The sequence below is a fragment of the Alteriqipengyuania abyssalis genome (assembly GCF_019857185.1).
Classification (GTDB): domain Bacteria; phylum Pseudomonadota; class Alphaproteobacteria; order Sphingomonadales; family Sphingomonadaceae; genus Alteriqipengyuania; species Alteriqipengyuania abyssalis.
In genome coordinates, this window is the sequence record NZ_JAHWXP010000002.1 from 922,082 (window position 1) to 944,921 (window position 22,840).

Below are 22,840 nucleotides of genomic sequence, written 5' to 3' on the forward strand. Positions count from 1 at the left end.
TCCGACCCGCTGGGGCGGCTGATGGCCGTTGTGCCCGCACGGCATGCGCCGACGGCCGGATAACATGCTCGTCGCGACACATGACTTTTACCCAATCGCAAGCTTGCCGGGGTAGCACCCGCGCGGCCCGTCGCGCACAGGGGGGCATTGCTCGCAAGAGGTAACTGCCAGACCAATGCCCCAGGCCATCCTGCCATTGCTGATGAACCTGCTGATCGCGATCATGTTTGTCGCGGGTTTCATGGCTGTGGCCCATGCCCATCCGGTGGTCAGCAAGGCGCGCTGGTTCGCGCTGTGCTTCCTGCTCGGGCTAGCGGATCCGCTGGCAAATCTCGCGGTGTGGTTCGGTGTCAACCCGGACGCAACGCGGTTGCTGGGGTTCACCCTGTTTCTGGCCGCGATGCTGGGCCTCGCGCTGGCGCTGTCCCATTTTCACGACCGCAAACCCTTCTGGAAGATCGCGATCGCCATTCTGGCGGGCGGGTTCCTGTACCGGCTCTTCACGCTCGATGCGCCGCGCGATGCGACGTGGAACCTGCTGGCGTTCCAGAGCTGGTATGCGATGGCCGCCGCGCTGTGTGCTTACGCGGTCAGGCGTCATGCGCGCCCGTCGCCGATCAACACCATGCTCTTCGTGCTGTTTCTGGTTCTCACGGTCCACTTCCCGATCAAGGCATTATTTGCCGCGCATCTGGGAAATGGCCGGAGCGAGGGCGAGTATGCCAACACGCTGTATGCGGTGATCTCGCAGACCACCAGCGGCGTGCTGATGGTCGCGGCGGGGCTGCTGATCATCATCAACTTCCTCCAGTCGGTGGTGCAGAACACGCAGGCGCAGGCACTGTCCGATCCGCTGACCGGGCTGCCCAACCGCCGCGCGATGGACCGCTGGTTCGACGAACTGGCCGACGCAGAGGCGGACGAGCCGGCGGTGGTCGCGGTGATCGACATCGATCATTTCAAGACCTTCAACGACCGCTTCGGCCACCATGTCGGCGACAAGGTGCTGCGCGCGGTGGCGACCTGCCTTGACCGGCATCGCCCCTCCGCCGCACGGCTGGCGCGGCTCGGCGGGGAGGAGTTCGTCCTGCTGCTGCTGAAGGACGAGGCGGAGGCGCTGCTGACCTGCGAGAGCATGCGGCTGGCGATCTCCCGGCTCACCTTCGCAGAGACCGACCCGGTGACCGTGAGCATCGGGCTGGCCAGCGCGCTGCCCGGAGAGGCCATGGGCGGGCCGTTGCGGCGTGCCGACCAGGCGCTCTACCGCGCGAAGGGACTGGGCCGAAACCGCTGCCAGGTCGCACCGCGCCCCGAACGGCGGCCGCCATCCGGCACGCCGGACCTCAAGCTTGTGGCGAAGACCTGATCGCGCCACCGGGCGGGCAATCAATGTCCGTGGTCGATTGACGGGGGAGCCTCCCAGGGTAAGTCTGCCAGTGTCGATCCTGCCGAAAGGATGATCGCATGCAGCAACCCCTCCAGCGCAGACCGGGCCAGATCTGGGGCGACATGGCCCGCAATCGCACGGTGCGCGACGTGCAATTTGGCGTGTACCAGCCGCTCGGCATAGAGATCGAGCCGCATGTCCACGAAGACCGCCACCTCGTGTTCGTGTTCGGCGGCAATTACATCACTTCGGCGCAAGGCGCGCCGCCGGTCACCAGCGCGCCGATCCTGGTCGACAATCCCGCAGGCACCGCGCATCGCGACCGTTTTCTGCGGCCAGAGGGGCGGTTTCTCACACTGAACCTTGCCCCCGAAGCCTCTCACGAAGGCCACGCGCGCGCCTCTCGCAACCCGCGCGACATCGCCCGGATGCTCAGCGTGGTCGCTGAACTGGAGTTCGACGCGCCCACGCTGCTGCTCGAGGAAGTCGCCGAGACCGTGCGGTCGAACGCCCGGCCGGCGGACGAAGCGCCCGGCCCCGGCTGGCTAGGCCGCGCCTACGAGATGGTGATGGAGGAGGATGCGCGAGGCGTCACGCTCGATGCACTCGCGCGCGAGGCGGACATGCACCCGGTTCACATCGCCCGCTCTTTCCGTGCCGCCTGGGGGCGCACCGCGGGCGAATTGATCCGCGAGCGCCAGTTCGAGCGTGCGTGCGACCTGCTTGCCCGCAGCGAGCAGCCCATCGCGCAGATCGCGCTGGAGCTGGGCTTTTGCGACCAGGCCCATTTCACCCGCTTCTTTCGCCGCCGGGCTGGCCTGCCGCCGCTCAGGTTCCGCCGGGCGAGCGGGGTGGCATAAGCCTGCACGATGTTTGAAACATACAAGAAATGCGCGCGCCATGCGGGCAGCGCCGTCGGGATACCCGAACAAGGAGCCGACCCTGTGAAATTCCCGATTGCCGCCTTGCTGTGTTTTCTCACCCCCGGCGCGCTGCTCGCCCAGCCGGCGCCCGATTTCTCCGCAGCCTTCGATGCCGCGCGGACCGACGACTTCGCCGGAATCACCAGCGTGGTGGTGATGCAGGATGGAGAGATCGTCGCCGAGCGCTATTTCGACGATGGCGGTGCCGACGCGCTGCGCAACACGCGCTCTGCCACCAAGACGGTCACCGGCATGCTCGCGGGGATCGCGGCGGGCGACGGCAGGCTGGCCCGCGACACGCGCATCCGCAGCCTGTTGCCAGACTATGCGCCCGCCAACCCCGATCCGCGCAAGGAACAGGTCACCGTGGAAGACCTGCTGACCATGAGCTCGATCGCCGAATGCAACGATTCGAACCCCTATTCGCGCGGCAATGAGGAGCGGATGTATCTGATCGAGGACTGGGTCGGCTTCTATCTCGACCTGCCGGTGAAGGGCTTTGCCGCGTGGGAAACCCGGCCCGAAGACAGCCTTTATGGCCGCGCCTTCTCCTACTGCACCGCTGGCACGGTTACATTGGGCGCGGTGGTCGAGAATGCGACCGGGCAGCAGCTGGAGGATTTCGCGCAGGAGCGCCTGTTCGGCCCGCTGGGTGTCGAGAGCGCCGCGTGGCAGTTCAGCCCGCTGGGCCTCGCGATGGGCGGCGGCGGGCTGGAGCTGACCAGCCGCACGCTGGGCAAGCTGGGCCAGCTGTTCCTCGATCAGGGGCGCGTCGGCGAGCGGCAGATCATGCCGCGAGACTGGATCGAATCCTCGATGACGCCGCAGGTCGCAATCGATGACGGGCGCGGCTACGAATACGGCTACCTGCTGTGGATCCAGCCGTTCACCCTCGGCGATCGCACGGTCCACGCGCGGCTGATGAACGGCAATGGCGGCAACAAGGTGATCATCCAGCCCGAAACGCGCTCGGTCACGGTCATCACCGCAACCAATTACGGCCAGCGCGACGCGCACGCGAAGAGCGAGCGGCTGTATCAGGATTATATCCTGCCCGAGCTTTTGCGCCGTTTGAGCGCGCGGAAATAGGGCCCGTATCGCGTTTGCGAAAGCGCACGGGCCGTCCCTCTTCTGCCTCAAGCCATCGTGAATCGGTCTGTTGCCTCCCATCGCTCCGGAACCGGGCGAGGGGGGTGGCATTGGGGTTCCTCGTCAGACGACGTTCGTCACATTTTCTGACGGGGGCTTCACACGCCGGTCTGCCAGCAACGGGCGACCGGTTCCATTCTCGCGGGCCAGCACAGGCTCGCGCGACCAATTCGATGGAGTCGCAATGATGAAGAGCAATTCTACCTCCACCTTCACCTCCACCAAGGCCGCGCTGGTCTGCGGGATCGCCGTTCTGGCCATGCCGGCGAGCGTTTCGGCGCAGCAGCAGTGGGCGGACACCTCTGCGCAGACCACCGCCGACACCACGCTGACCGTCACCGGCATGCTTCCCGACGAGATTTCCAACCTGCCCGAGGGGCCCGAGATCGACGGGTTCATCTCCGCGCGCAGCGACAACCGCATCCAGGTGACGACCGAAGACGGTGCGAAGACCGTCGTATTCGTTTCGCCGGAGACCGAGATCAAGGCGCGCGGCGGCTTCCTCGGCCTGGCGCGGACCTCGCTCGAGGATGAGCAGCTGTATAACGGCGTGCCCGTCACCGTGCGGACCGTGCAGTGGGAAGACGGCCTGATCGCCCAGCGGATCAGCATGAAGGACAGCGATCTGAAGACCGCCGCGATGATCCAGCGCGGGACCGAGCAGGGCTTTGCCGAACAGACCGCCGCGACCGAGGCGCTGCGCGGGCGCGTGGCCGATATCGACAACTACAACGTCAAGGGCACGACCAACGTCTATTTCGACACCGGCGAATACAAGCTGTCGGGCCAGGCGCAGGCCGAGCTGTGCAGCGCTGCCGCGCAGGCGGACCAGATGGACAACGCGCTGCTCCTGGTGGTCGGCTACACCGACTCGACCGGCAGCTACGAGATCAACCAGGAGCTGAGCGAGAAGCGCGCCGAGCGGGTGGTCAACTACCTGCAGCAGCAGTGCGGCTGGAAGCCGTACCGCATGCTGACGCCGACCGGGATGGCGCAGGCCGATCCCGTGGCGGACAACTCCACCGACTACGGCAAGCAGCAGAACCGCCGCGTGGCGGTGAACATCCTCGTCAGCAAGGCTGTCGACGGAATGGGCGGCTGAGCCCGATGATCGAAGGGGCGGGCTGAAAGGTTCGCCCCTTTCCCTTTGCCTCTACGTCATCCCCGCGAAGGCGGGGATCCCGCTTTCCTTAAGTCTCACAGAATATCCCCGTACCGGTCCAGCCAGTCCGGGTTCTGCTCCTCGACCAAGCGGATTTTCCATTCGCGGCGCCATTTCTTCATCGCCTTCTCGCGCGCGATAGCATCCTCGATCCGGTCATGCTGCTCGGCGTAGACGATGCGGTTGAGGCCGTAACGCTTGACGAAGTCGGAGCCATCCCCGGTCCGGTGTTGGCGAATTCGCACAGCCAAATCCGCCGTCACGCCGATGTAAATCGTCCCGCGATAGCGGTCGGCCATGATGTAGACCCAGCCGCCCTTCATTCAATTAAGCGGGACCCCCGCCTTCGCGGGGGCGACGATGTGAGAGATTAGGCACCCGTCCCCTCATACGCATCGACGATGCGCCCCACGATCGGGTGGCGCACAACGTCGGCGCTGGTGAAGCGGATCGTGCCCAAGCCTTCGATGCCCTCCAGCTTTTCGACCGCGTCGGCGAGGCCGCTCATGCGGTCGCCGCCGGGGATGTCGACCTGGCGCGGGTCGCCCGCGATCACCATCCGGCTGTTCTGGCCGAAGCGGGTGAGGAACATCTTCATCTGTTCGCGAGTGGTGTTCTGCGCTTCGTCGAGGATCACGAAGGCATCCGCCAGCGTGCGTCCGCGCATGAAGGCGATAGGCGCGATCTCGATCACGCCGCTGGCGATGTGCCGTTCCACCTGCTCGGGCGGCATGCAGTCGTACAGCGCGTCGTAGAGCGGGCGCAGGAAGGGATCGACCTTCTCCTTCATGTCGCCGGGCAGGAAGCCGATCTTCTCGCCCGCTTCCACGGCCGGGCGGCTGAGGATCAGGCGCTGCACGCTGCCGCTGGTCAGCTGCGCGACCGCCTGTGCGACCGCGAGGTAGGTCTTGCCGGTTCCTGCCGGGCCCAGCGCAAAGATGATGTCGTCGCGGCTGAGCGAGCGCATGTAATGCGCCTGCACCGCACTGCGCGGGACGATGGTCTTTCGCCGGGTGCGGATCATGATCGGCGGTGCGCCGTCTTCGCCCGCCTTGCGCCCCTTGATGATCCCGTCGAGCGTGGGTTCGTTGGTCATGGCGATGATCGCCTCGATCGCGCCTTCGTCGAGATCCTGCCCCAGCGCCAGCTTGTCGTACATCGCCTGGAGGACATCGCGCGCGCGGGCGACCGAATCCTCGGGCCCCTCGATCATCACCTTGTCGCCGCGGGCGGAGATGAACACCGACAGGCGGTTTTCCACCTGCACGAGGTTGGCGTCGAACTGGCCGAACAGCGGGACCAGCAGCGACTGGTTCTCGAAATTCATTTCGGCCCGTGCGCGGCGTATTTCGCGCTGGGGGTGCGGTGGCGGGGAGAGCCGGGGCTCTCCGGCGCGGGTTGGTCTGCGGCCCATGCGCTCCTTTCAGGCTCGAGGCATTGCGAGTCCCGAATGTAAGGCGCGCGGCGGGCGAGGCAAGCGGCAGCATCTCGCGCCGGTGGAAAGTCACCCGAGTGTCACGTGCGTGCAGGCGCGATACATTGCGCGACACAAAAAATGCGATCCTGAACGGCCTAATGCGCCTTGCGTTCATATTGAGCGACATAAATATGAATGCATGCCCGGTGGTGGGCATTGTTCAGGAGTGACCGGAATGCGAAATCTTGTGATCATGGCGGTTGCCGCAGGACTGGTCCTGCCCACCGCTGCAAGTGCCCAGCAGCGTAGCCCCGCCGAACAGGCGGCGTGGAATGCGCGGCTCGAATCGCGCGAAGCCTATGCCGCGCAGCAGCGCCGCGACGACCGGCGTGACGACCGCCGCGAGGCGCGCGAGGACCGGCGTGAAGACCGCCGTGAAGAATGGCGCGACGATCGTCGCGATGCGCGTCAGGATCGCCGCGACGACCGCCGCGAATGGCGTCGGGACCAGCGCGAGGACCGCCGCGACTGGCGGGAAGACCGCCGTGACGACCGCCGCGACTATCGTCAGGCGCGCCGCGATTACCGCGACTGGCGCGCGTACCGGCAGGCCGAGCGTAACGCCTTCCGTCGGGGTGCCTATTACGCCCCGCGCGGGCTGGCCTATCGCCCGGTGCGGGTCGGTGCGCGGCTCAACTCGAACCTGTTCTGGGGCTCGCGCTATTGGGTCGACCCTTACGACTACTACCTGCCGCAGCCGCGCTACGGCTACCAGCGCTACATCCGCTACGGCAATGATGTGCTGCTGATCGACACCCGCAACGGCCGCGTGCTGGTGGTGTACGACCGCTTTTTCTGGTGATGTGAGAGCCAGTAAGCGCGCCCGGCACTCCCTTTGCGGAGCGCCGGGCGTCGTTCGTCGAAAGAACGCGCGCTAAGTCTTTGTTACCAGAGGAGTGACTGCTACCGAGCGGCACCCCCGCTTGGAGTCCTGAACATGCGCCGCCTCTTCCCGCTCGCAGCCTTCGGTCTGGCTGTTGCTCTCGTTTCGCCGGTTGCCGCGCAGGAGCCTGCGCAACAGGCCGAGCCCGACGCGTCCGCCCAGGGGGTGGAAATCATCGTCGAGGGTATCCGCGAGAAGGAAGAGCAGGTCCAAGCGATGACCCGCCAGATCACGCGCCGGGCGCGGGTCGACAAGCCGGTTTCCAAATTCTACTCGCAGGTCTGCATCGGCGTGATCGGGATGACCCCGGACTACGCCCGGACCCTGATCGCGCGGATGGAAGAGAACGCGCGCAGCGTCGATCTGCCCGTGGGCGGCGAGGGATGCCAGCCCAATATCCTGATCGCCTTCGTGAAGGACGGCGAGCAGGAGCTGGACGAACTGCGCAAGGCCGAGCCCAAGCTGTTCGCGACGCTGCTCGACTACGAATACGATCGGATCAAGCGCGGCAACGGCGCGGTGCGCGCGTGGCACGGCACGCAGCTGAAGGGCAAGGACGGGCGCGATTTTTCCGATAGCGGGATGGGCGACGCGCCGCTCAACAACCAGTACTCCTCCTCGCGCCTGTCCAAGCAGGTGCGCGTGGACATGACCGGCGCGATCGTCATCATCGACAGCAACCGGGTGCCGGGCAAGACGCTGCAGCAGCTGGCCGACTACGCATCGATGCGCGCCTTCGTCTCGATCGACGACACCTCGACCGGCGGGGCCAGCGGAATCCCGACGATCCTCTCGCTGTTCGAAGAGGGGACCGACGCTCCCGACGGGATGACGACCTTCGACCGCGCCTATCTGGAAACGGTCTACCGCCTTCCGGCCACCGCCAATGACAGCCAGATCCACGACGCGACCTGGACCATGTATCGCAAGCTGGAAGGTCTGCCCGACATTGACGGCGACGACGACTAGGGAGCGGAGCGGCGCGCGGGGACCGCTAAAGGGCAGTTGAGAGCGCGTCGATCTTCGCTAATGTGGTGACAACGCATTGCCGCAGCAGAGGTCTTGCATGTTTCCCACGCGCGTCACCCTGATCCCGCTCGCGCTCATGGCGTGCACCCCGCTGCCGCCATCCTCAGCGTCAACTCCGGCGGCGCCTGTCGACGGTACCGGACTGGTCTGGTTGCAGAACGAGGTGGGCGCAGATGCGCTCTACCGCAGCGGGAATGTCGATCTCGATGGCGATGGGATCGACGAAATGCTGTTCTACGTCGGCGGCCCCGGCAGATGCGGGAGCGGTGGCTGCGACCTCTACGTGCTGCGCAATACCGCCAATGGTATCGCGGTGATCGCACGAACCAGCGTCACGCAACTGCCGATCGGCGTCCTCGATACAAGCCATCATGGAATGCGCGATATCGTTGTTTCCGTGGGCGGCGGCGGAATGCCCTTCGGCCATCGCGTCTTGCGCTTCGACGGACAGACCTATCCGGGCAATCCAACCGTCGCGCCCGCCGAGCCGATCGACACGATCGGCACGCCGGTCATTTCGCAGGGCGATATGCGACCGATTGTGTTCTGATCAGGTCAGCGGAGGCTCTCGCACCGTGCCCGCGAGCGAGTTCGGCCCGGCTTCGACCAGCTCCACCTCGACCAGATCGCCGATCTTCGTGTCCTCGCGCTCGAAGAACACCGATTGCAGCCAGGGCGACTTGCCCAGCCACTGGCCGGGATACTTGCCCTTCTTCTCCACCAGCACTGCGCAGGTTTTGCCTACGCTGGCGATATTGAACGCGTGCTGGTCGCGGTTGAGGCGGTCCTGCAGCCGGGCTAGCCGGTCCTTCATCACGTCCGGAGCAATCTGCCCGTCCATCCCCGCAGCGGGCGTGCCGGGACGGGGCGAATACTTGAAGCTGAAGGCGTGCATGTAGCGGACTTCGTCCACCACCTTCAGCGTATCCTCGAACTCAGCCTCGGTCTCGCCCGGGAAGCCGACGATGAAATCGCCGCTGAGCGCAAGATCGGGCCGCGCAGCGCGGAAGCGTTCGATCAGCCTGAGGTAGCTTTCGACCGTGTGGCTGCGGTTCATCGCCTTGAGCACGCGGTTGTTGCCCGCCTGCACCGGCAGATGGAGGTAGGGCATCAGCTTGTCGAGCTCGCCATGCGCGGCGATGATCTCTTCATCCATGTCCGCCGGGTGGCTGGTGGTGTAGCGGATGCGCGCGAGGCCGTCGATTTTGGCCAGCTCGCGGACCAGCCCGGCCAGGCCGGTGCGGTGGCCCTTCGCGTCCTCGCCCGACCACGCGCTGACGTTCTGGCCGAGCAAGGTCAGCTCGCGCGCGCCGCCGTCGACCAGCCGCTGCGCTTCCGCGATCAGCTCTGCGAACGGACGGCTGATCTCCGCGCCGCGCGTATAGGGAACCACGCAATAGGTGCAGAACTTGTCGCACCCTTCCTGAATGGTGAGGAAGGCGGCAGGCGGCGCGGTGCGCCGCTGCGGGAGGCCGGCGAACTTCGCCTCGGCGGCGAGGTCCATCTCGGTCGTGCGCTGGCCGGAGACCGCGCGTTCGAGCATCGCGGGCAGGTTCTGGTAGGCCTGCGGGCCCACCACCATGGAGACGGCGGGCGCGCGGGCCATGATCTCCTCACCCTCGGCCTGTGCGACGCAGCCCGCGACCGCAATCAGCGGCGATGTGCCGTCTTCGCGCCGCAACCGGCCGATGTCCGAATAGACCTTCTCGGTCGCCTTCTCGCGGATATGGCAGGTGTTGAGCACCACCAGCTCCGCCTCCTCGCCCTCGGGTGCGGGCGTAATGCCCTGCGCGGCAAGCAGCTCGCCCATACGCTCGCCATCATAGACGTTCATCTGGCAGCCGAAGCTCTTGACGCGGTAGGTCTTGGGAGGAGTCGTAGGTTTCATGGGAGGCGCGCATTTACGCGATCGCGCCGCCCGGTTCAATCGCCCGGAGATGCCTTGGCCTCGATCCGGTAGTGGATCGGCTTGAAGCTGCCCCCGTTAGACGCATAGGCAGAGCATGCGGTGAGCCCGATCACCAGATCCACATGCGCGCGGAAGCGCACCGCCTCGCCCGGCTGGCTGGTCGGCGGATCGACCGACAGCTTGCCGGTGCCGCCGTCGACCGGAACGTTCATGAACACGTTGAACGCGGTCGGGATGGCATCGCGCTCGATCCCGTAGGGCGCCAGCGCTTCGGCCAGATTGCCCATGCAGCCGCGATGGACCGGCTTGTCCGGGTAGAAGTGGCGGAAGGTGTCCTCGCTGCACGGGGTCAACAGGTAATCGTGCTGGCCGAGGCTGTCCTCCTCGATCGTGAGCATCACGTTGGACCGATTGGACCACAGCCGGTTGCCCTGCGTGAGGTGGATCGTTTCTTCGTAATCGAACGTGCGCCCGTTCGACATGACCTCGCGCACGTCGTCTTGCGAAAAAGCGACCATGTCGGAGACCTGCGTGCCCTGCGGGTCGATCACGGTGAAGGCCTGCCCGGCCTTCACCACGAAGGCGGTGCCGCTGCGCGGTGGGATTTCGATAGTTTCGCTCATGTGCGCCCCCTGAACGGGCAGGCCCAGTCCTCTTCGACCGCGCGCCCGCTATATTGTCGTGCTTCGCTGCTCTCGCCGTGCCGGGCGAGCATCGGGTTGATGTCGCCTGCGAGCGACTTGTCGCGATCGAGGATACGCTGCCGCATCTTCTCGTACACCCCGCTGTCGCGCAGCCATTCGAACTGCTTGTGCAGGTTGAATACCAGCGAGGGCTTGGGGAACCGGCGCGCGGGGCGCGATGCATTGGGGTGCAGGCCGACCACGAAGAACGCCCGCCCGCCGAAGCTGAGCGAGAAGTCGGGCTCCGCCGGATTGCTGCTCACCGTCGGATCGGGCTTTTGCGAGAGCCACTGGTCCTTGTCGGATAGCGATTGTATCCGCTCCCACATCGCCTGCTCGAACTGAACCTCGTCCAGGTCGAGCGGGCCGTCGAAGATGACCACCAGGCTGCGCAACTGGTCCGCCGGCAGATCGCGCTTGGCCCACGCCATCAGCGCCTCGTGAATCTTGAGGTCGTTCCACGCGCTGGTGAGATCGCGGGCGAGCACGAATTCCATGTTCCCCGTGGCCAGCGCCGACTTGGCCCCGACACACGGGAAATCCGGCCCCTTGATCACATCCGCGAATTGTTCGACCCGCTGGTCGGTAATCGTATTGGCATCCATAGCGGCACAATGCTGCGCCCGTGGGCCGGGGTGCGAACTCAACTTTGGCTAATAAGTACAACGCGTTCTGACGCCGTGCGGCTTAGTTTGTCGGGAGGTCGTCCGTTGAAGCGTGGTCGGCGGCGGGCTCCACCGGCGACAGCTTCGCCTTGCTGTAGCGGATCGGGGCAACGTCGTGGTCGAAAGGGCGCAGTTCGTGGCCCATCGTCTCACGCAGGCACTCCTCGATCCGCACGCGTGCTTCGGCGGCGATCGCCTTGCGGCCGCGGTATTCGATCGGGCTGAAGGGTTCGAGGAAGAACAGCTTGACCGGGAAGGTGCCCTTGCGCGCCATCACCCGCTTGTAATTGTTGAGGCCGCCTTCCTCACCGATCCAGCCGATCCATTCGGCCATCGCGCCGTAATCGAGCACCACCGGCTGGACCAGCACGCCGGGTGGCGGCGGCTCCAGCACGCTCAGCATCGAGGATTTGAACGGCAGCAGCGAGTGGCCGTCGGTCGTGGTGCCTTCGGGGAAGACGGTGACCGACCAGTTGTCCATCAGCGCCTCGCGCAGTGCGTTGATCTGCTCGGCGACGCGCAGCCGGTCTTCGCGCTGGACGAAGACCGTGCGGTTCAGGGAACACAGCCAGCCCACCAGCGGCGCCTTGGCCAGTTCAGCCTTGGCGACGAAAGCGGTGCCGCTGGCGCCTGCGAGCGCGAGAATATCGACCCAGCTGACGTGGTTAGCGATGAAGAACACGTCCCGGCGCAGCGGTGTGCCGCGGCGTTCGACCCGCGCGCCGACGATCCACGCCGCAATCGCCAGATACCACTTGGGCCAGGGCGATCCGTAGGTGAAGATCCGGGTGACGTAGAGCGGGATGACGAACAGCATCATCACCAGCACCAGCGCAATGGTGCGGGTCCACAGCCGGACCCAGCCCATGAAGGAGATCGGCGTCTTCTCGCCCCGCGCGGCGGCCTGCCGCGTCTCCCAGTCGGACCGGGTATCAGTTGTCGCGTTCGAGGCGGACGCCATACAATTCCATCCGGTGATCGACGAGGCGATAGCCCAGCTTCTCGGCAATCTGCTTTTGCAGCGCCTCCAGCTCGGGGTCGACGAATTCGACCACCTTGCCGCTTTCGACGTCGATCAGGTGGTCGTGGTGCGATTCGGGCGCGGGTTCGTAGCGGGAGCGGCCATCGCCGAAATCGTGCCGGTCGAGTACGCCCGCCTCTTCAAACAGGCGCACCGTGCGATAGACGGTCGCGATCGAGATGCCGGGGTCGATCTTGGAGGCGCGCTCGTGCAGCTGCTCGACATCGGGGTGGTCTTCGCTGTCAGACAGCACGCGTGCGATGACCTTGCGCTGTTCGGTAATGCGCAGGCCCTTGTCGGCACATAATTGTTCGAGATCGATTTTGTGGGGCACTGGGGGTTCCTCGGGCTTTCACCGGAGGCATAGGCGGGGTGTGCGGCCCGCTCAAGCCCCGCTCAGAGCTCGCCAGTCGACCTTTGTGCAAGATCGACCGGCGGGCAGATTGCCTTATTCGGCGGTTTTCTTGCGACGACCGCGCTTCTGGCCGGGCGTGCGGCCGAGGCCGATCTTCTTCGCCAGCTCGCGGCGCTTTTCGGCGTAATTCGGCGCAACCATCGGGTAATCGCTCGGCAGGTTCCAGCGCTCGCGATATTCCTCGGGGCTCATGTCGTAGTTCGTGCGCAGGTAGCGCTTGAGCATCTTGAGCTTTTTGCCGTCTTCCAGACACACGAGGTAATCGGGCTTGACCGAGGCGCGCACCGAAACCGCAGGTTCGGGCCGCTCTTCTTCCTTGGTGGTGCCGCCGCCCAGACCGCTCAGCGCGGAATAGACATTGTTGATCAGCACCGGAACGTCGTCGAGCTCAGCCGAATTGTTGCTGACGTAGGCTTCCACGATGTTGGACGTAAACGCGATAAGCGTTTGCGTCATTTCCATTTCTTGCTCGTCCATTAAATCCTCTAGGGTTTTCGTACGCGAGAGGGGAGGGGAGGGGTTCGCATACGCATTTCCCCTTGTGCGATTCACTTGCCAAATGCAATGCTCGCGACTGCTTTTTCTCAAGCATGTGCAGACAGTATTAACTACTCGGCGGTAAGGTCGAGCCCAAAGGTAATCGCGTCCATGCGCGCACCGTCGCCCAGCCGATAGTAATTCTTGCGCCTGCCGATCGGTGCGAAGCCATTGCTTTCGTAAAGCGAACGGGCCGGATTGTTCTCCCGCATCTCAAGAAACAGGCGTTCCGCGCCGCGCAGCCGTGCATTGGCGGCAAGCATCGCGATCAGCGCGCGGCCCACGCCGCGGCGCCGCGCACCGGGCTCAACCGCGATCAGCAGGATTTCCTCTTCGCCCGGTGCCGCGCGCACGATCGCAAAGCCCACCGCATCCGCAGGATCGGCGGGCAGGGTGCCGTCGAGGCCAAGCAAGCTGGCGTGCGTATGCGAAAGGATCAGTGCGGAGGCGACCTGCGATCGGTTCCACGCCTCGCCCCACTGCGGGTCGAACGCGGCGTCCATAATCCGCATGATCGCGTCGATCGCGGCTTCGCTGACACCGTCCGCGCTCATGACGGCATCCGCGCATCGGGCGCGCGGCCATAGATCGGTGCGGTTTCGAACGAGAGCGCGTGCTGGTCCAGCGCGGGAAAGGCGTAGGCATCGCTGTAGGTCTGGATCGCGGTGCCGGAACCCGCCAGCTCCACGAAGCGGTCGGCCACGCTGCCTGCAACCAGCGACGCAGGGAAGCTGGCGACTGCATCTTCGGGCCGCATCGAGACGGGCTCTGCCTGTGGCGAGCCGTCTTCTGCAAAGCCCTGCACGAACCATTCTCCGTGCCCGCCTTCCATCGCGACGGTCAGCACCTGCGCGCCCGCCTGCTGCCGCGCCATCGCCGCGACCAGCGCCATCGTGGAATAGCCCTGCAGCGTCGCGCCCCACGCAAAGGCGAGGCTACGCGCCACCGCGAGGCCGATCCGCACGCCGGTAAAACTGCCCGGACCGCGCGCGACCGCGATGGTGGACGCCCGCCCGCGTTCGGGCAGGTCGGCGATCATCGGCACCAGCCTTTCGGCATGGCCCCGGCCGAGCACCTCGAACGTGCCCGAGATCAGCTCTTCATCTTCAAACAGCGCAACCGAACACGCCGGGGTGGCGCAGTCGATCACCAGTGTACGCGCAACAGTAATCGTCTGCCCCCTGCAACGTGCGCGACCGTGCTAGGGTGCGCACCATCCGACCTCAAGTCAGAGACCCTAGTCGATGCGGTTGAACTTCTCAAAATCGGGTCGCGGGCTGCGATCGAAAATCGATTCCTTGTCGCCATAGCCGATCGAGCAGATCCAGTCCGCCCGGTATTGCGGTTGATCGGCGAAGAAGTCTTCGGTCACCTTGTCCAGGTCGACGCCCGACATCGGCCCGCAATCGAGGCCCAGCGCGCGCGCCGCCAGCATCAGATAGGCACCCTGTAGCGCGGAATTGCGCTTGGCCTGGGTGATCCGGCCCTCGACATCGCCTTCGAACCAGCTCTTCGCGTCGGTATGCGGGAACAGTTCCGGCAGGTGCTCGTGGAAATCGATGTCGTAGCCGATGATGACGCAGACCGGCGCGGTCTTGATCTTCTCGACATTGCCCTCGCTTGCATGCTTGGCGAGACGATCCTTCGCATCCTGCGACTTGCACCATACGAAGCGGGCGGACTGCTGGTTGGCCGAGGTCGGGCCCATCTTCAACAGGTCGTAGATGTGCCGAATCTGTTCCTCGGACACGTCCTTGTCTAGCCACCCATTATAGCTGCGCGCTTCGAGGAACAGCTGTTCGAGCGCTTCGTGCGGCAATTCGTGGCCGTGGAACTGCTTGGTCATGGAATCTTCTTTTCTTTCGAGGTCCGGGGAGGGGGAGGGGCCGATCAGGCCGCCCGCACCTCAACGACTTCGGGCACGTAATGTTTCAGCAGGCCCTCGATCCCGTGCTTGAGCGTGGCGGTGGAGGAGGGGCAGCCGTCGCATGCGCCCTGCAGCTGGAGATGGACCACCCCGTCGCGGTAGCCGCGATAGGCGATGTCCCCGCCGTCGCCCGCGACCGCGGGGCGAATGCGCGTTTCCAGCAGTTCCTTGATCTGGTCGACGATGTCGGCATCGGCCGGGTCCTCTTCGACCGTCAGCGTATCCTCTGCCGGGACCGCGATGCCTGCGGCGGTGCCGCCGTGGAACAGCGGCGCTTCGGATACGAAATGATCGAGCAGCACGGCGACCACCTGCGGCTTCAATTCGGTCCACTGCGCGCCTTCGCCCTTGGTCACGGAAACGAAGTCGGAGCCGAAGAACACGCCGGTCACCTCGCCGGTGTCGAACAGCGCCTGTGCCAGCGGGCTGGCCTCGGCATCTTCCGGATTGGCGAAGTCGCGCGTGCCCTGCGGCATGACCTGCCGCTGGGGCAGGAACTTGAGCGTGGCGGGATTGGGCGTGGTTTCGGTTTCAATATACATATCGCCCCCGATGTAGGGGCGGGGCGGGAACGCGGCAAGCGATGGCGCGTCCCGATCATTGGCCGATGGGCAATTTCTGTCGCGGTCCCGCCATTTTGTTCATTAGGCCTTCACGCCTTTCCTCCCTATAGGCACGCACATGCACTCCGTTTCCTCCGGCCTCAGCCGCCTCGCCCTGCTTCTTCCCCTTCTGGCGGCGGCATGCGCGAGCCCGGGAATGCCGGACGCGCCGGATATGGCCGCGGGCACGCCGCAGGCCGAACAGGCGCAGGCCTCCCCGAAGAAGAATGCCGGGCTGCGCGACACCGCGCATACGAACAAGCAGGCACCCGGACAGGCCGCTGCCACGCTGACCCCGGCGGCCGACGGGCCGCAGGCGACCGCCGTCACGCTCCAGTCGCCCGACGAAACCCCGTGGCTGTACGAGGGCAGCAATGTCCCGGTCGATCGCCAGTGGCGCTTCGGCGTGCTCGACAATGGCCTGCGCTATGCCACCCGCAAGAACGGCGTGCCGCCCGATCAGGTCTCGATCCGCATCCGGATCGACGCGGGATCGCTCTACGAGACCGAGCAGGAGCGCGGCTTTGCCCACCTGATCGAACACCTGCTGTTCCGCCAGTCGCGCTATCTCGGCGTGGGCGAGACGATCCCCACCTGGCAGCGGCTGGGCGCGACCTTCGGCAATGATACCAATGCGGTGACCAGCCCGACGCAGACGGTCTACCAGCTCGACCTGCCCGAAGCCTCTCCCGCCAAGCTGGACGAGGCGTTCCGCCTGCTCTCGGGCATGGTCCAGGCCCCGGTCATCAACGAAGTCAACGTGCGCACCGAAGTGCCGATCGTGCTCGCCGAAAAGCGCGAGCGTGGCGGCGGCGCGGGCGAACGCGTGGCGACCACCAGCCGCGAGACCTTCTTCAACGGCCAGCGCCTTGCCGACCGGACCCCGATCGGGACCGAGGAGACGCTGCTCGCCGCCAATGCCGATACGGTCGGGGCGTTCTACAAGCGCTGGTATCGCCCGCAGAAGACCGTGATCGCGGTTGCTGGCGATGCGGACCCGGTCGCGCTCGCCAGCCTGATCGAGAAGTATTTCGGCGATTGGAAGGTCGACGGGAAGGACGCGTCCGCGCCCGATTTCGGCGATCCCAAGGCTCCTGCGGGGGCCGATCCGGCCAACCCGGTGGGCGAGACGACCGTGATGGTCGAGCCCGATCTGCCGCGCTCGCTCACCTATGGCGTGATGCGCCCGTGGCGTCCGGTGCAGGATACGATTGCCTATAACGAAGGCATCCTGATGGATTCGCTCGCCCAGTCGCTGATCAACCGGCGGCTCGAAGCGCGTGCGCGCGGCGGCGGCGACTACCTCTACGCGCAGGTCCAGCAGGAAGACGTCAGCCGCAGCGCCGACGCGACCTTCGTCAGCTTCGCGCCTTTGACGCAGGACTGGCAGGCAGCGCTGGAAGACGTGCGCGCGGTGATCGCCGATGCGACCACCAATCCCCCGACCGAGGAAGAACTCGCCCGCGAGATTTCCGAGTTCGAGGTCGCTTTCGTGGCCGGGGTGGAGGAAGCCGATGTCGAACCGGGCGCGCAGATCGCGGATACGCTGGTCAACGCGGTCGATATTCGTGAAACCGTCGCCTCGCCGCAGACCGTGCTCGATATCTTCCGCGGGATGCGCGATCGGGTGACCCCGGAGGCGATCCTCGAGCGCACGCGCAAGCTGTTCGATGGGGAGGTGATCCGCGGCACCTATGTGACCCCGCAGGAAGGCGAAGCCACTGCCGCGCAGCTGCGCAAGGCGCTGGCCGCGCCGGTCGCGGCGGATGGGTCCGCGCGCATCGCGGCCAGCACGGTCTCTTTCGACGATCTGCCCAAGATCGGTACGCCCGGCGAAGTCGTGCAAGAGGGGCCGCTGGGCGTGCTCGATATCGAGCGGGTCGAGCTGTCCAACGGCGTCACCGCGTTGCTGTGGCCCAACCAGGCAGAGCCCGGTCGGGTCGCGGTCAATGTCCATTGGGGTGCGGGCATCCGCGCGTTCGACAAGGATAGCGCAGCCTACATCCCGCTCGGCGAAACCGCGCTGATCAGTTCGGGCCTCGCCGGGCTCGACCAGGAAGATCTTGATCGGCTGGCGACGGGGCGCAAGTTCGGGTTCAATTTCACCGTCGATCTCGCCAACTTCACCTTCTCCGCCGATACCCGCGCGGCGGATCTGGCCGACCAGCTCTATCTGTTCGCGGCCAAGCTGGCGCAGCCCGAGTGGGACGCGCGCCCGGTGATCCGCGCCAAGGCGGCGGCGCGCATTTCCTACGATACCTATGCGACCAGCCCTGCCGGCCTGCTCAACCGCGATCTCGAAACGCTGATCCGCAACGGCGATCCGCGCTTCGCGACGCCGAGCCCGGAGATGGTCGAGGGCACCACGCCCGAAGGCTTCCGCAAGGTGTGGGAGCCGCTGCTGAAGAAGGGCCCGATCGAAGTCCTGATCTTCGGCGATTTCGAACGTGATCAGGCGATCGAGGCGCTGAAGACCAGCTTCGGCGCACTGCCCCCGCGCGAGGCCATCGATCCCGCGACCCTCGCTGCAAATCCCGAGGCGCCGGAGGCTGGCGCGCGCAAGGTGCTGTACCATCGCGGCGATGCTAACCAGGCCGCCGCAGTGGTCGCCTGGCCGGCGGGCAGCGGCCTTGCGCAGGTGCGCGAGGGGCGGCAGCTCGAAATCCTCGGCCAGCTGATGATGAACCGGCTGTTCGACGAGATGCGCGAGCGTGCTGGTGCCAGCTACGCGCCGCAAGTGCGGGTCGACTGGCCTAACGACGATGTCGGCGGCGGCACGATCATCGCGCTTGCCCAGCTGCGCCCGGACGATATCCCCGCGTTCTACGCCGCGGCGGACGAGATCGCGCGCGATCTGGCGACCACCGGCCCGACCGCGGACGAGCTTGCCCGCGTGACCGAGCCGCTGCGCCAGACGATCCTGCGCGCGACCACCGGCAACGGTTTCTGGATGTGGCAGCTGCGCGGCTCCACCCGCGATCCCTCGCGCATCGGGGTGATCCGCACGCTGCTGGACGATTACTCGATGACCACGCCGGATCGGATGAAGGCGCTCGCCGCGAAATACCTCGAAGCGCGCAAACCGCTGGAGATCGCGATCATTCCGGAGGGTGCCGATCTGCCCGAGTGATGCTTTGGCAAAGGCAGATCGACAGCCGACAAAGAACAATTAGGCTTGCGTGCGCGCAACGTAATTGCCAGTCGTTTTGCATACGCGAACCGATCGAACCAAAAAGAGCATAGTGCCATGGCTTCCCAATGGAGCCCCGATAGCTGGACGAATTTCGAGGCGAAGCACCTGCCCGCCTATGAAGATGCAGACGCGCTGGCGCGTGCGGAGGCGGAACTCGCCGCATGCCCCTCGCTGGTCTTCGCCGGCGAATCCGATGCGCTTCGCGGCGAGCTGGCACGGGTCGAGGCAGGGCAGGCGTTCCTCCTGCAGGGCGGCGACTGCGCGGAAAGCTTCGCCGAATTCGCGCCCGACACGATCCGCGATACCTTCCGCGTAATCCTCCAGATGGCGGTCGTGCTGACCTATGCCGGATCGCTGCCGGTGGTGAAGGTCGGCCGGATGGCGGGCCAGTTCGCCAAGCCCCGCTCCAGCGATACGGAAACTCAGGGCGATGTCACCCTGCCGAGCTATTTCGGCGACAACGTCAACGGGATCGAGTTCACGCCCGAATCGCGGCGCAATGATCCGCAGCGCATGGTGCGCGCCTATTACCAGGCATCCTCCACGCTCAACCTGCTGCGCGCCTATGCCGGGGGCGGCTATGCCAACCTGCGGCAGGTTCACGACTGGACGCTCGACTTCATGGGCCGTTCGCAATGGTCGGAGAAATTCTCCGCCATGGCCGACCGGATTACCGAAGCGCTCGACTTCATGGCCGCCTGCGGGATCGACCCGAGCGAGCTGCCGCAGTTGCAGGGCACCAATTTCTACACCAGCCATGAAGCGCTGCTGCTGCCTTACGAACAGGCGATGACGCGGCGCGATTCGAACAGCGGGCAGTGGTACGATTCCAGCGCGCACATGCTGTGGATCGGCGACCGCACGCGGTTCGAAGGCAGTGCGCATGTCGAATTCATGCGCGGCATCCGCAACCCGATCGGGGTGAAGTGCGGGCCGAGCCTGGATCCCGATGTGCTGCTGCGGCTGCTCGATACGCTCAACCCCAACCGCGAGAGCGGGCGGATGGTCCTGATCACCCGCTTCGGGCACGACAAGGTGGAGGCGCATCTGCCGCAGCTGATCCGTGCGGTGCGCCGCGAAGGGCACCCGGTGGTGTGGTCGAGCGACCCGATGCACGGCAACGTGGTCAAGTCGGAAAGCGGCTACAAGACGCGGCCCTTCGACCGGATCAAGGCCGAGCTGGCCGATGTCTTTGCGGTCCACCGGGCCGAGGGCAGCTATCCGGGCGGGGTCCATCTGGAGATGACCGGCCAGAACGTGACCGAGTGCGTCGGCGGCGCAGTCGCGATCACCGACGACGAGCTGTCGAGCCGCTACCACACGCATTGCGACCCGCGCCTCAACGCGGCGCAGGCGCTGGAGCTGGCGTTCTCGATCGCCGAAATGCTCCAGCCGCAGGTCGATCGCGCGGCTGCGGCGGCGTGACTTGAGAGTTCGCTAGCGCGAACCAAAGACAAACGTCTCGACCTCACAAAGGATAATTTCGGAAACCGGGTTTCCCCTGCTGCATTCCTGTCTCTAGGGTGGGACAGGATTGCTCGCCAAGTGGGAGAGAATCCGTGGCTTCGACAAAACTCCGGACACAGGCGGAGGACAGCCCGCTCGCGGAGCGCTTTCACGCGACGCGCGCGCTGACCGAGGCGCTGTGCGAACCGCTGAGCGAGAGCGACGCGACCATCCAGTCGATGGAAGACGCCTCGCCCGCCAAGTGGCATCTCGCGCACACGACGTGGTTCTGGGAAACCTTCCTCCTGCGCGACCACCTGCCGGACTACAGCCTGCACGACGAACGCTGGCCGTTCCTGTTCAACTCCTATTACGAAGCGGAGGGCGAGCGGATCGGGCGTTTTTCACGCGGCATGCTGTCGCGTCCGAGTGTCGACGAAGTGCTCGACTGGCGGGCCGCCGTCACGCAGGCGATGGGCCAGCTTCTCGACCATGCCGAGCTCGCCCCGCTGATCGAGCTGGGCGTCGCGCACGAACAGCAGCACCAGGAATTGCTGCTGACCGACATCAAGCACGCGCTGTTCCAGAACCCGCTGGGCCCCGCGATGTTCGACGGGCAGCTGCCTGCGGCCGAAGCGCGCGAGCGCGGCTGGACCGAGCATCCCGGCGGGATCGGCGCGATCGGCCACACGGGCGAGGGGTTCGCCTTCGACTGCGAGGGCCCGCGCCACAGGGTGCTGCTGGAGCCTTTCGCGCTGGCGGACACGCTCGTCACCAATGCCGAATGGGACGCCTTCATCGCCGATGGCGGCTATGAAAACGCCGCGCTGTGGCTCAGCGACGGGTGGGCCTGGGTGCAGGAGAACCGCATCGCCGCACCGCTCTACTGGCGCGATGGTGATAACGGGGCGGAGCACTTCACGCTCGCCGGGTGGCAGCCGCGCGACCCGCATGCGCCGGTCACGCACATCTCCTATTACGAGGCCGATGCCTTCGCTTCGTGGGCGGGGCACCGCCTGCCGACCGAGTTCGAATGGGAAGCGGTCGCGCGCGGCCAGCATGCAGAGCAAGCGCCCGCGCACGACCCTGCGGCGGGCAACCAGCTCGACACCGCAGGCCCGGTGCACCCGGTCGGCTCGCCGGGACTGTTCGGCGATTGCTGGCAGTTCACCCGCAGCGCCTATCTGCCATACCCGCGCTTTCAGCCCGCAGAGGGGGCAGTGGGCGAATATAACGGCAAGTTCATGAGCGGGCAGTTCGTGCTCAAGGGCGCGAGCTGCGCGACCGCTCGCGGCCATTCTCGCGCCTCCTACCGCAATTTCTTCTATCCGCACCAGCGCTGGCAGTTCACCGGCCTCCGGCTCGCGAAGGACATCTGATGACCGATCAAACCGGCCTCAAGCTCGTCGATCTCGACGAGGCGGGGGTAGACCGTGCCTTCCGCGCAGACGTGCTCTCCGGCATGCGCGAGGAGCAGAAAGCGATCCCCGCACGCTGGCTCTACGACGATGCGGGGTCGCAGCTTTACGAAGACATCACCCAAGTGCCGGAATATTACCCGGCCCGTGCCGAGACGCAGATCTTGCAGGAGCGCGGGGCGGACTTCGCCGAGGCGATCGGGCCGGGGCGCGCCGTGGTCGAATTCGGCAGCGGGTCTTCGGTGAAGACGCCTGCGCTGCTCAGCGCGATCGACCCTGCGGCCTATGTGCCGCTGGATATTGCCGGCGATTTCCTGCGTGCCGCCGCCGCCGATCTGTCGGCCAAGTTCCCCGGCCTGCCGGTCTTCCCGGTGGAGGCCGATTTCATGCGCCGGGTCGAACTGCCCGAGGAAGTGGCGGAGATGCCCAAGCTCGGCTTCTTCCCCGGAGGCACCATCGGCAACATGGTTGCGCGCACCGCGACCGATCTGCTGCGCACCATGCGCGAAACGCTGGGAGAAGGCTCAATGCTGCTGGTCGGGATGGACCTGATCAAGGACACGCGCGTGCTCGAAGCCGCTTACGACGACGCGGGGCGGGTGACGGCGGAGTTTAACCTCAACCTCGCGCGGCGGATCAACCGCGAGCTGGACGGGACCATTCCGGTCGACAAGCTGGAACATGCTGCACGCTGGAACGACCAGTTCGCGCGGATCGAGATGCATCTGGTGGCGCAGGACGACATCGCCTTCGAGATCGCGGGCGAGGAGTTTGCGATGAAGGCGGGCGAGACGATCCACACCGAGAACAGCCACAAGTTCGACCGCCGCAGCGCGGACAAACAGCTGCTGGCGGGCGAGTGGACCCCGGTGGGCCGCTGGCTCGACCGCGAGGAGCGCTTCAGCGTGGTCCTCGCCGAAGCCAGCATCCCGCGCAGCGCGCCCTGAGCGCTAGTCCTCGCCAGCGGGGGAAAGCAATCGGCAATCGCCATCCTGTTCATGGATTAGCACGCGA

At 65.8% G+C, this 22,840-nt stretch carries 23 protein-coding genes; 11 read left to right on the forward strand and 12 right to left on the reverse strand.

Features of this window, described 5'->3' with window-relative positions; all coding sequences use genetic code 11:
* Nucleotides 1–175: 175 nt before the first annotated feature.
* From KYN89_RS09705 to KYN89_RS09720, 4 genes are all read left to right on the forward strand, one after another.
* Nucleotides 176–1,366, forward strand: coding sequence for a GGDEF domain-containing protein (locus tag KYN89_RS09705; protein ID WP_222824839.1), 1,191 nt, complete (start codon nt 176–178; stop codon nt 1,364–1,366).
* 98 nt (nt 1,367–1,464) lie between these two features.
* The gene (locus KYN89_RS09710) at nt 1,465–2,247 is read left to right on the forward strand and encodes a helix-turn-helix domain-containing protein (RefSeq protein ID WP_222824840.1); all 783 of its coding nucleotides are present in this window, start codon (nt 1,465–1,467) and stop codon (nt 2,245–2,247) included.
* Between the two features lie 84 nt (nt 2,248–2,331).
* On the forward strand, nt 2,332–3,399 hold the full coding sequence (locus KYN89_RS09715; RefSeq protein ID WP_346727224.1) for a serine hydrolase domain-containing protein: 1,068 nt from the start codon (nt 2,332–2,334) through the stop codon (nt 3,397–3,399).
* 244 nt (nt 3,400–3,643) lie between these two features.
* Nucleotides 3,644–4,561, forward strand: a complete 918-nt coding sequence (locus KYN89_RS09720; RefSeq protein ID WP_222824841.1) for an OmpA family protein — start codon at nt 3,644–3,646, stop codon at nt 4,559–4,561.
* A gap of 95 nt (nt 4,562–4,656) precedes the next feature.
* Here the strand turns inward: KYN89_RS09720 and KYN89_RS09725 are convergent, their stop codons facing one another.
* Both KYN89_RS09725 and KYN89_RS09730 read right to left on the reverse strand, forming a co-directional pair.
* Nucleotides 4,657–4,944, reverse strand: a complete 288-nt coding sequence (locus KYN89_RS09725; RefSeq protein ID WP_222824842.1) for a GIY-YIG nuclease family protein — start codon at nt 4,942–4,944, stop codon at nt 4,657–4,659.
* 47 nt (nt 4,945–4,991) lie between these two features.
* Nucleotides 4,992–6,035, reverse strand: a complete 1,044-nt coding sequence (locus KYN89_RS09730) for a PhoH family protein (RefSeq protein WP_222824843.1) — start codon at nt 6,033–6,035, stop codon at nt 4,992–4,994.
* A gap of 238 nt (nt 6,036–6,273) precedes the next feature.
* Between KYN89_RS09730 and KYN89_RS09735 the strand changes: the two genes are divergently transcribed.
* From KYN89_RS09735 to KYN89_RS09745, 3 genes are all read left to right on the forward strand, one after another.
* A complete protein-coding gene (locus KYN89_RS09735) occupies nt 6,274–6,900 on the forward strand; it encodes an RcnB family protein (RefSeq protein WP_222824844.1) in 627 nt (208 codons plus the stop codon).
* Between the two features lie 135 nt (nt 6,901–7,035).
* The gene (locus KYN89_RS09740) at nt 7,036–7,950 is read left to right on the forward strand and encodes a hypothetical protein (RefSeq protein ID WP_222824845.1); all 915 of its coding nucleotides are present in this window, start codon (nt 7,036–7,038) and stop codon (nt 7,948–7,950) included.
* Nucleotides 7,951–8,047: 97 nt separating this feature from the next.
* The gene (locus KYN89_RS09745; protein WP_222824846.1) at nt 8,048–8,560 is read left to right on the forward strand and encodes a hypothetical protein; all 513 of its coding nucleotides are present in this window, start codon (nt 8,048–8,050) and stop codon (nt 8,558–8,560) included.
* Here the strand turns inward: KYN89_RS09745 and miaB are convergent, their stop codons facing one another.
* From miaB to KYN89_RS09795, 10 genes are all read right to left on the reverse strand, one after another.
* Complete coding sequence (miaB, locus tag KYN89_RS09750; RefSeq protein ID WP_222824847.1) at nt 8,561–9,898, reverse strand: tRNA (N6-isopentenyl adenosine(37)-C2)-methylthiotransferase MiaB; 1,338 nt, start codon at nt 9,896–9,898, stop codon at nt 8,561–8,563. It lies immediately after the preceding gene.
* A gap of 35 nt (nt 9,899–9,933) precedes the next feature.
* Nucleotides 9,934–10,542, reverse strand: coding sequence for a DUF1989 domain-containing protein (locus KYN89_RS09755; RefSeq protein ID WP_222824848.1), 609 nt, complete (start codon nt 10,540–10,542; stop codon nt 9,934–9,936).
* Nucleotides 10,539–11,249: a guanitoxin biosynthesis heme-dependent pre-guanitoxin N-hydroxylase GntA gene (gene gntA, locus KYN89_RS09760; protein WP_283248526.1), complete on the reverse strand. Its 711-nt coding sequence runs from the start codon at nt 11,247–11,249 to the stop codon at nt 10,539–10,541. Before gntA ends, KYN89_RS09755 begins: the two co-directional genes overlap by 4 nt.
* Before the next feature lie 40 nt (nt 11,250–11,289).
* Nucleotides 11,290–12,228, reverse strand: coding sequence for a lysophospholipid acyltransferase family protein (locus KYN89_RS09765; RefSeq protein ID WP_222824850.1), 939 nt, complete (start codon nt 12,226–12,228; stop codon nt 11,290–11,292).
* A complete protein-coding gene (locus KYN89_RS09770; RefSeq protein ID WP_010234482.1) occupies nt 12,200–12,622 on the reverse strand; it encodes a Fur family transcriptional regulator in 423 nt (140 codons plus the stop codon). Before KYN89_RS09770 ends, KYN89_RS09765 begins: the two co-directional genes overlap by 29 nt.
* Before the next feature lie 114 nt (nt 12,623–12,736).
* Nucleotides 12,737–13,180, reverse strand: a complete 444-nt coding sequence (locus tag KYN89_RS09775) for a Ros/MucR family transcriptional regulator (protein ID WP_222824851.1) — start codon at nt 13,178–13,180, stop codon at nt 12,737–12,739.
* 131 nt (nt 13,181–13,311) lie between these two features.
* Entirely contained in the window at nt 13,312–13,794 is a 483-nt protein-coding gene (locus KYN89_RS09780; protein ID WP_222824852.1) for a GNAT family N-acetyltransferase, read from the reverse strand.
* Entirely contained in the window at nt 13,791–14,390 is a 600-nt protein-coding gene (gene tsaB / locus KYN89_RS09785) for a tRNA (adenosine(37)-N6)-threonylcarbamoyltransferase complex dimerization subunit type 1 TsaB (RefSeq protein WP_222824853.1), read from the reverse strand. Before tsaB ends, KYN89_RS09780 begins: the two co-directional genes overlap by 4 nt.
* A gap of 87 nt (nt 14,391–14,477) precedes the next feature.
* On the reverse strand, nt 14,478–15,086 hold the full coding sequence (locus KYN89_RS09790) for a malonic semialdehyde reductase (protein ID WP_222824854.1): 609 nt from the start codon (nt 15,084–15,086) through the stop codon (nt 14,478–14,480).
* Between the two features lie 44 nt (nt 15,087–15,130).
* Nucleotides 15,131–15,709 carry a NifU family protein gene (locus KYN89_RS09795; protein WP_222824855.1) on the reverse strand — a complete coding sequence of 193 codons (579 nt, stop codon included), beginning with the start codon at nt 15,707–15,709 and terminating at the stop codon, nt 15,131–15,133.
* 139 nt (nt 15,710–15,848) lie between these two features.
* On the opposite strand from KYN89_RS09795, the gene KYN89_RS09800 reads away from it, so the two are divergent.
* The 4 genes from KYN89_RS09800 (at nt 15,849) to egtD (ending at nt 22,773) form a co-directional block, all read left to right on the forward strand.
* The gene (locus KYN89_RS09800) at nt 15,849–18,899 is read left to right on the forward strand and encodes a M16 family metallopeptidase (protein ID WP_248285103.1); all 3,051 of its coding nucleotides are present in this window, start codon (nt 15,849–15,851) and stop codon (nt 18,897–18,899) included.
* 117 nt (nt 18,900–19,016) lie between these two features.
* Nucleotides 19,017–20,387, forward strand: a complete 1,371-nt coding sequence (locus KYN89_RS09805; RefSeq protein ID WP_222824856.1) for a class II 3-deoxy-7-phosphoheptulonate synthase — start codon at nt 19,017–19,019, stop codon at nt 20,385–20,387.
* Between the two features lie 134 nt (nt 20,388–20,521).
* Complete coding sequence (gene egtB / locus KYN89_RS09810; RefSeq protein WP_222824857.1) at nt 20,522–21,787, forward strand: ergothioneine biosynthesis protein EgtB; 1,266 nt, start codon at nt 20,522–20,524, stop codon at nt 21,785–21,787.
* Complete coding sequence (egtD, locus tag KYN89_RS09815) at nt 21,787–22,773, forward strand: L-histidine N(alpha)-methyltransferase (RefSeq protein ID WP_222824858.1); 987 nt, start codon at nt 21,787–21,789, stop codon at nt 22,771–22,773. The genes egtB and egtD overlap by 1 nt, the downstream gene beginning before the upstream one ends.
* Nucleotides 22,774–22,840: the final 67 nt, after the last annotated feature.

Excerpts from the sequence above, each read along its gene's own strand:
- KYN89_RS09705 (WP_222824839.1), top strand. The coding sequence starts at position 176 with ATGCCCCAGGCCATCCTGCCATTGCTGATGAACCTGCTGATCGCGATC.
- KYN89_RS09710 (WP_222824840.1), top strand. The coding sequence starts at position 1,465 with ATGCAGCAACCCCTCCAGCGCAGACCGGGCCAGATCTGGGGCGACATG.
- KYN89_RS09720 (WP_222824841.1), top strand. The coding sequence starts at position 3,644 with ATGATGAAGAGCAATTCTACCTCCACCTTCACCTCCACCAAGGCCGCG.
- KYN89_RS09725 (WP_222824842.1), bottom strand. The coding sequence starts at position 4,944 with ATGAAGGGCGGCTGGGTCTACATCATGGCCGACCGCTATCGCGGGACG.
- KYN89_RS09730 (WP_222824843.1), bottom strand. The coding sequence starts at position 6,035 with ATGGGCCGCAGACCAACCCGCGCCGGAGAGCCCCGGCTCTCCCCGCCA.
- KYN89_RS09735 (WP_222824844.1), top strand. The coding sequence starts at position 6,274 with ATGCGAAATCTTGTGATCATGGCGGTTGCCGCAGGACTGGTCCTGCCC.
- KYN89_RS09740 (WP_222824845.1), top strand. The coding sequence starts at position 7,036 with ATGCGCCGCCTCTTCCCGCTCGCAGCCTTCGGTCTGGCTGTTGCTCTC.
- KYN89_RS09745 (WP_222824846.1), top strand. The coding sequence starts at position 8,048 with ATGTTTCCCACGCGCGTCACCCTGATCCCGCTCGCGCTCATGGCGTGC.
- miaB (WP_222824847.1), bottom strand. The coding sequence starts at position 9,898 with ATGAAACCTACGACTCCTCCCAAGACCTACCGCGTCAAGAGCTTCGGC.
- KYN89_RS09755 (WP_222824848.1), bottom strand. The coding sequence starts at position 10,542 with ATGAGCGAAACTATCGAAATCCCACCGCGCAGCGGCACCGCCTTCGTG.
- KYN89_RS09765 (WP_222824850.1), bottom strand. The coding sequence starts at position 12,228 with ATGGCGTCCGCCTCGAACGCGACAACTGATACCCGGTCCGACTGGGAG.
- KYN89_RS09775 (WP_222824851.1), bottom strand. The coding sequence starts at position 13,180 with ATGGACGAGCAAGAAATGGAAATGACGCAAACGCTTATCGCGTTTACG.
- KYN89_RS09780 (WP_222824852.1), bottom strand. The coding sequence starts at position 13,794 with ATGAGCGCGGACGGTGTCAGCGAAGCCGCGATCGACGCGATCATGCGG.
- KYN89_RS09790 (WP_222824854.1), bottom strand. The coding sequence starts at position 15,086 with ATGACCAAGCAGTTCCACGGCCACGAATTGCCGCACGAAGCGCTCGAA.
- KYN89_RS09795 (WP_222824855.1), bottom strand. The coding sequence starts at position 15,709 with ATGTATATTGAAACCGAAACCACGCCCAATCCCGCCACGCTCAAGTTC.
- KYN89_RS09800 (WP_248285103.1), top strand. The coding sequence starts at position 15,849 with ATGCACTCCGTTTCCTCCGGCCTCAGCCGCCTCGCCCTGCTTCTTCCC.
- KYN89_RS09805 (WP_222824856.1), top strand. The coding sequence starts at position 19,017 with ATGGCTTCCCAATGGAGCCCCGATAGCTGGACGAATTTCGAGGCGAAG.
- egtD (WP_222824858.1), top strand. The coding sequence starts at position 21,787 with ATGACCGATCAAACCGGCCTCAAGCTCGTCGATCTCGACGAGGCGGGG.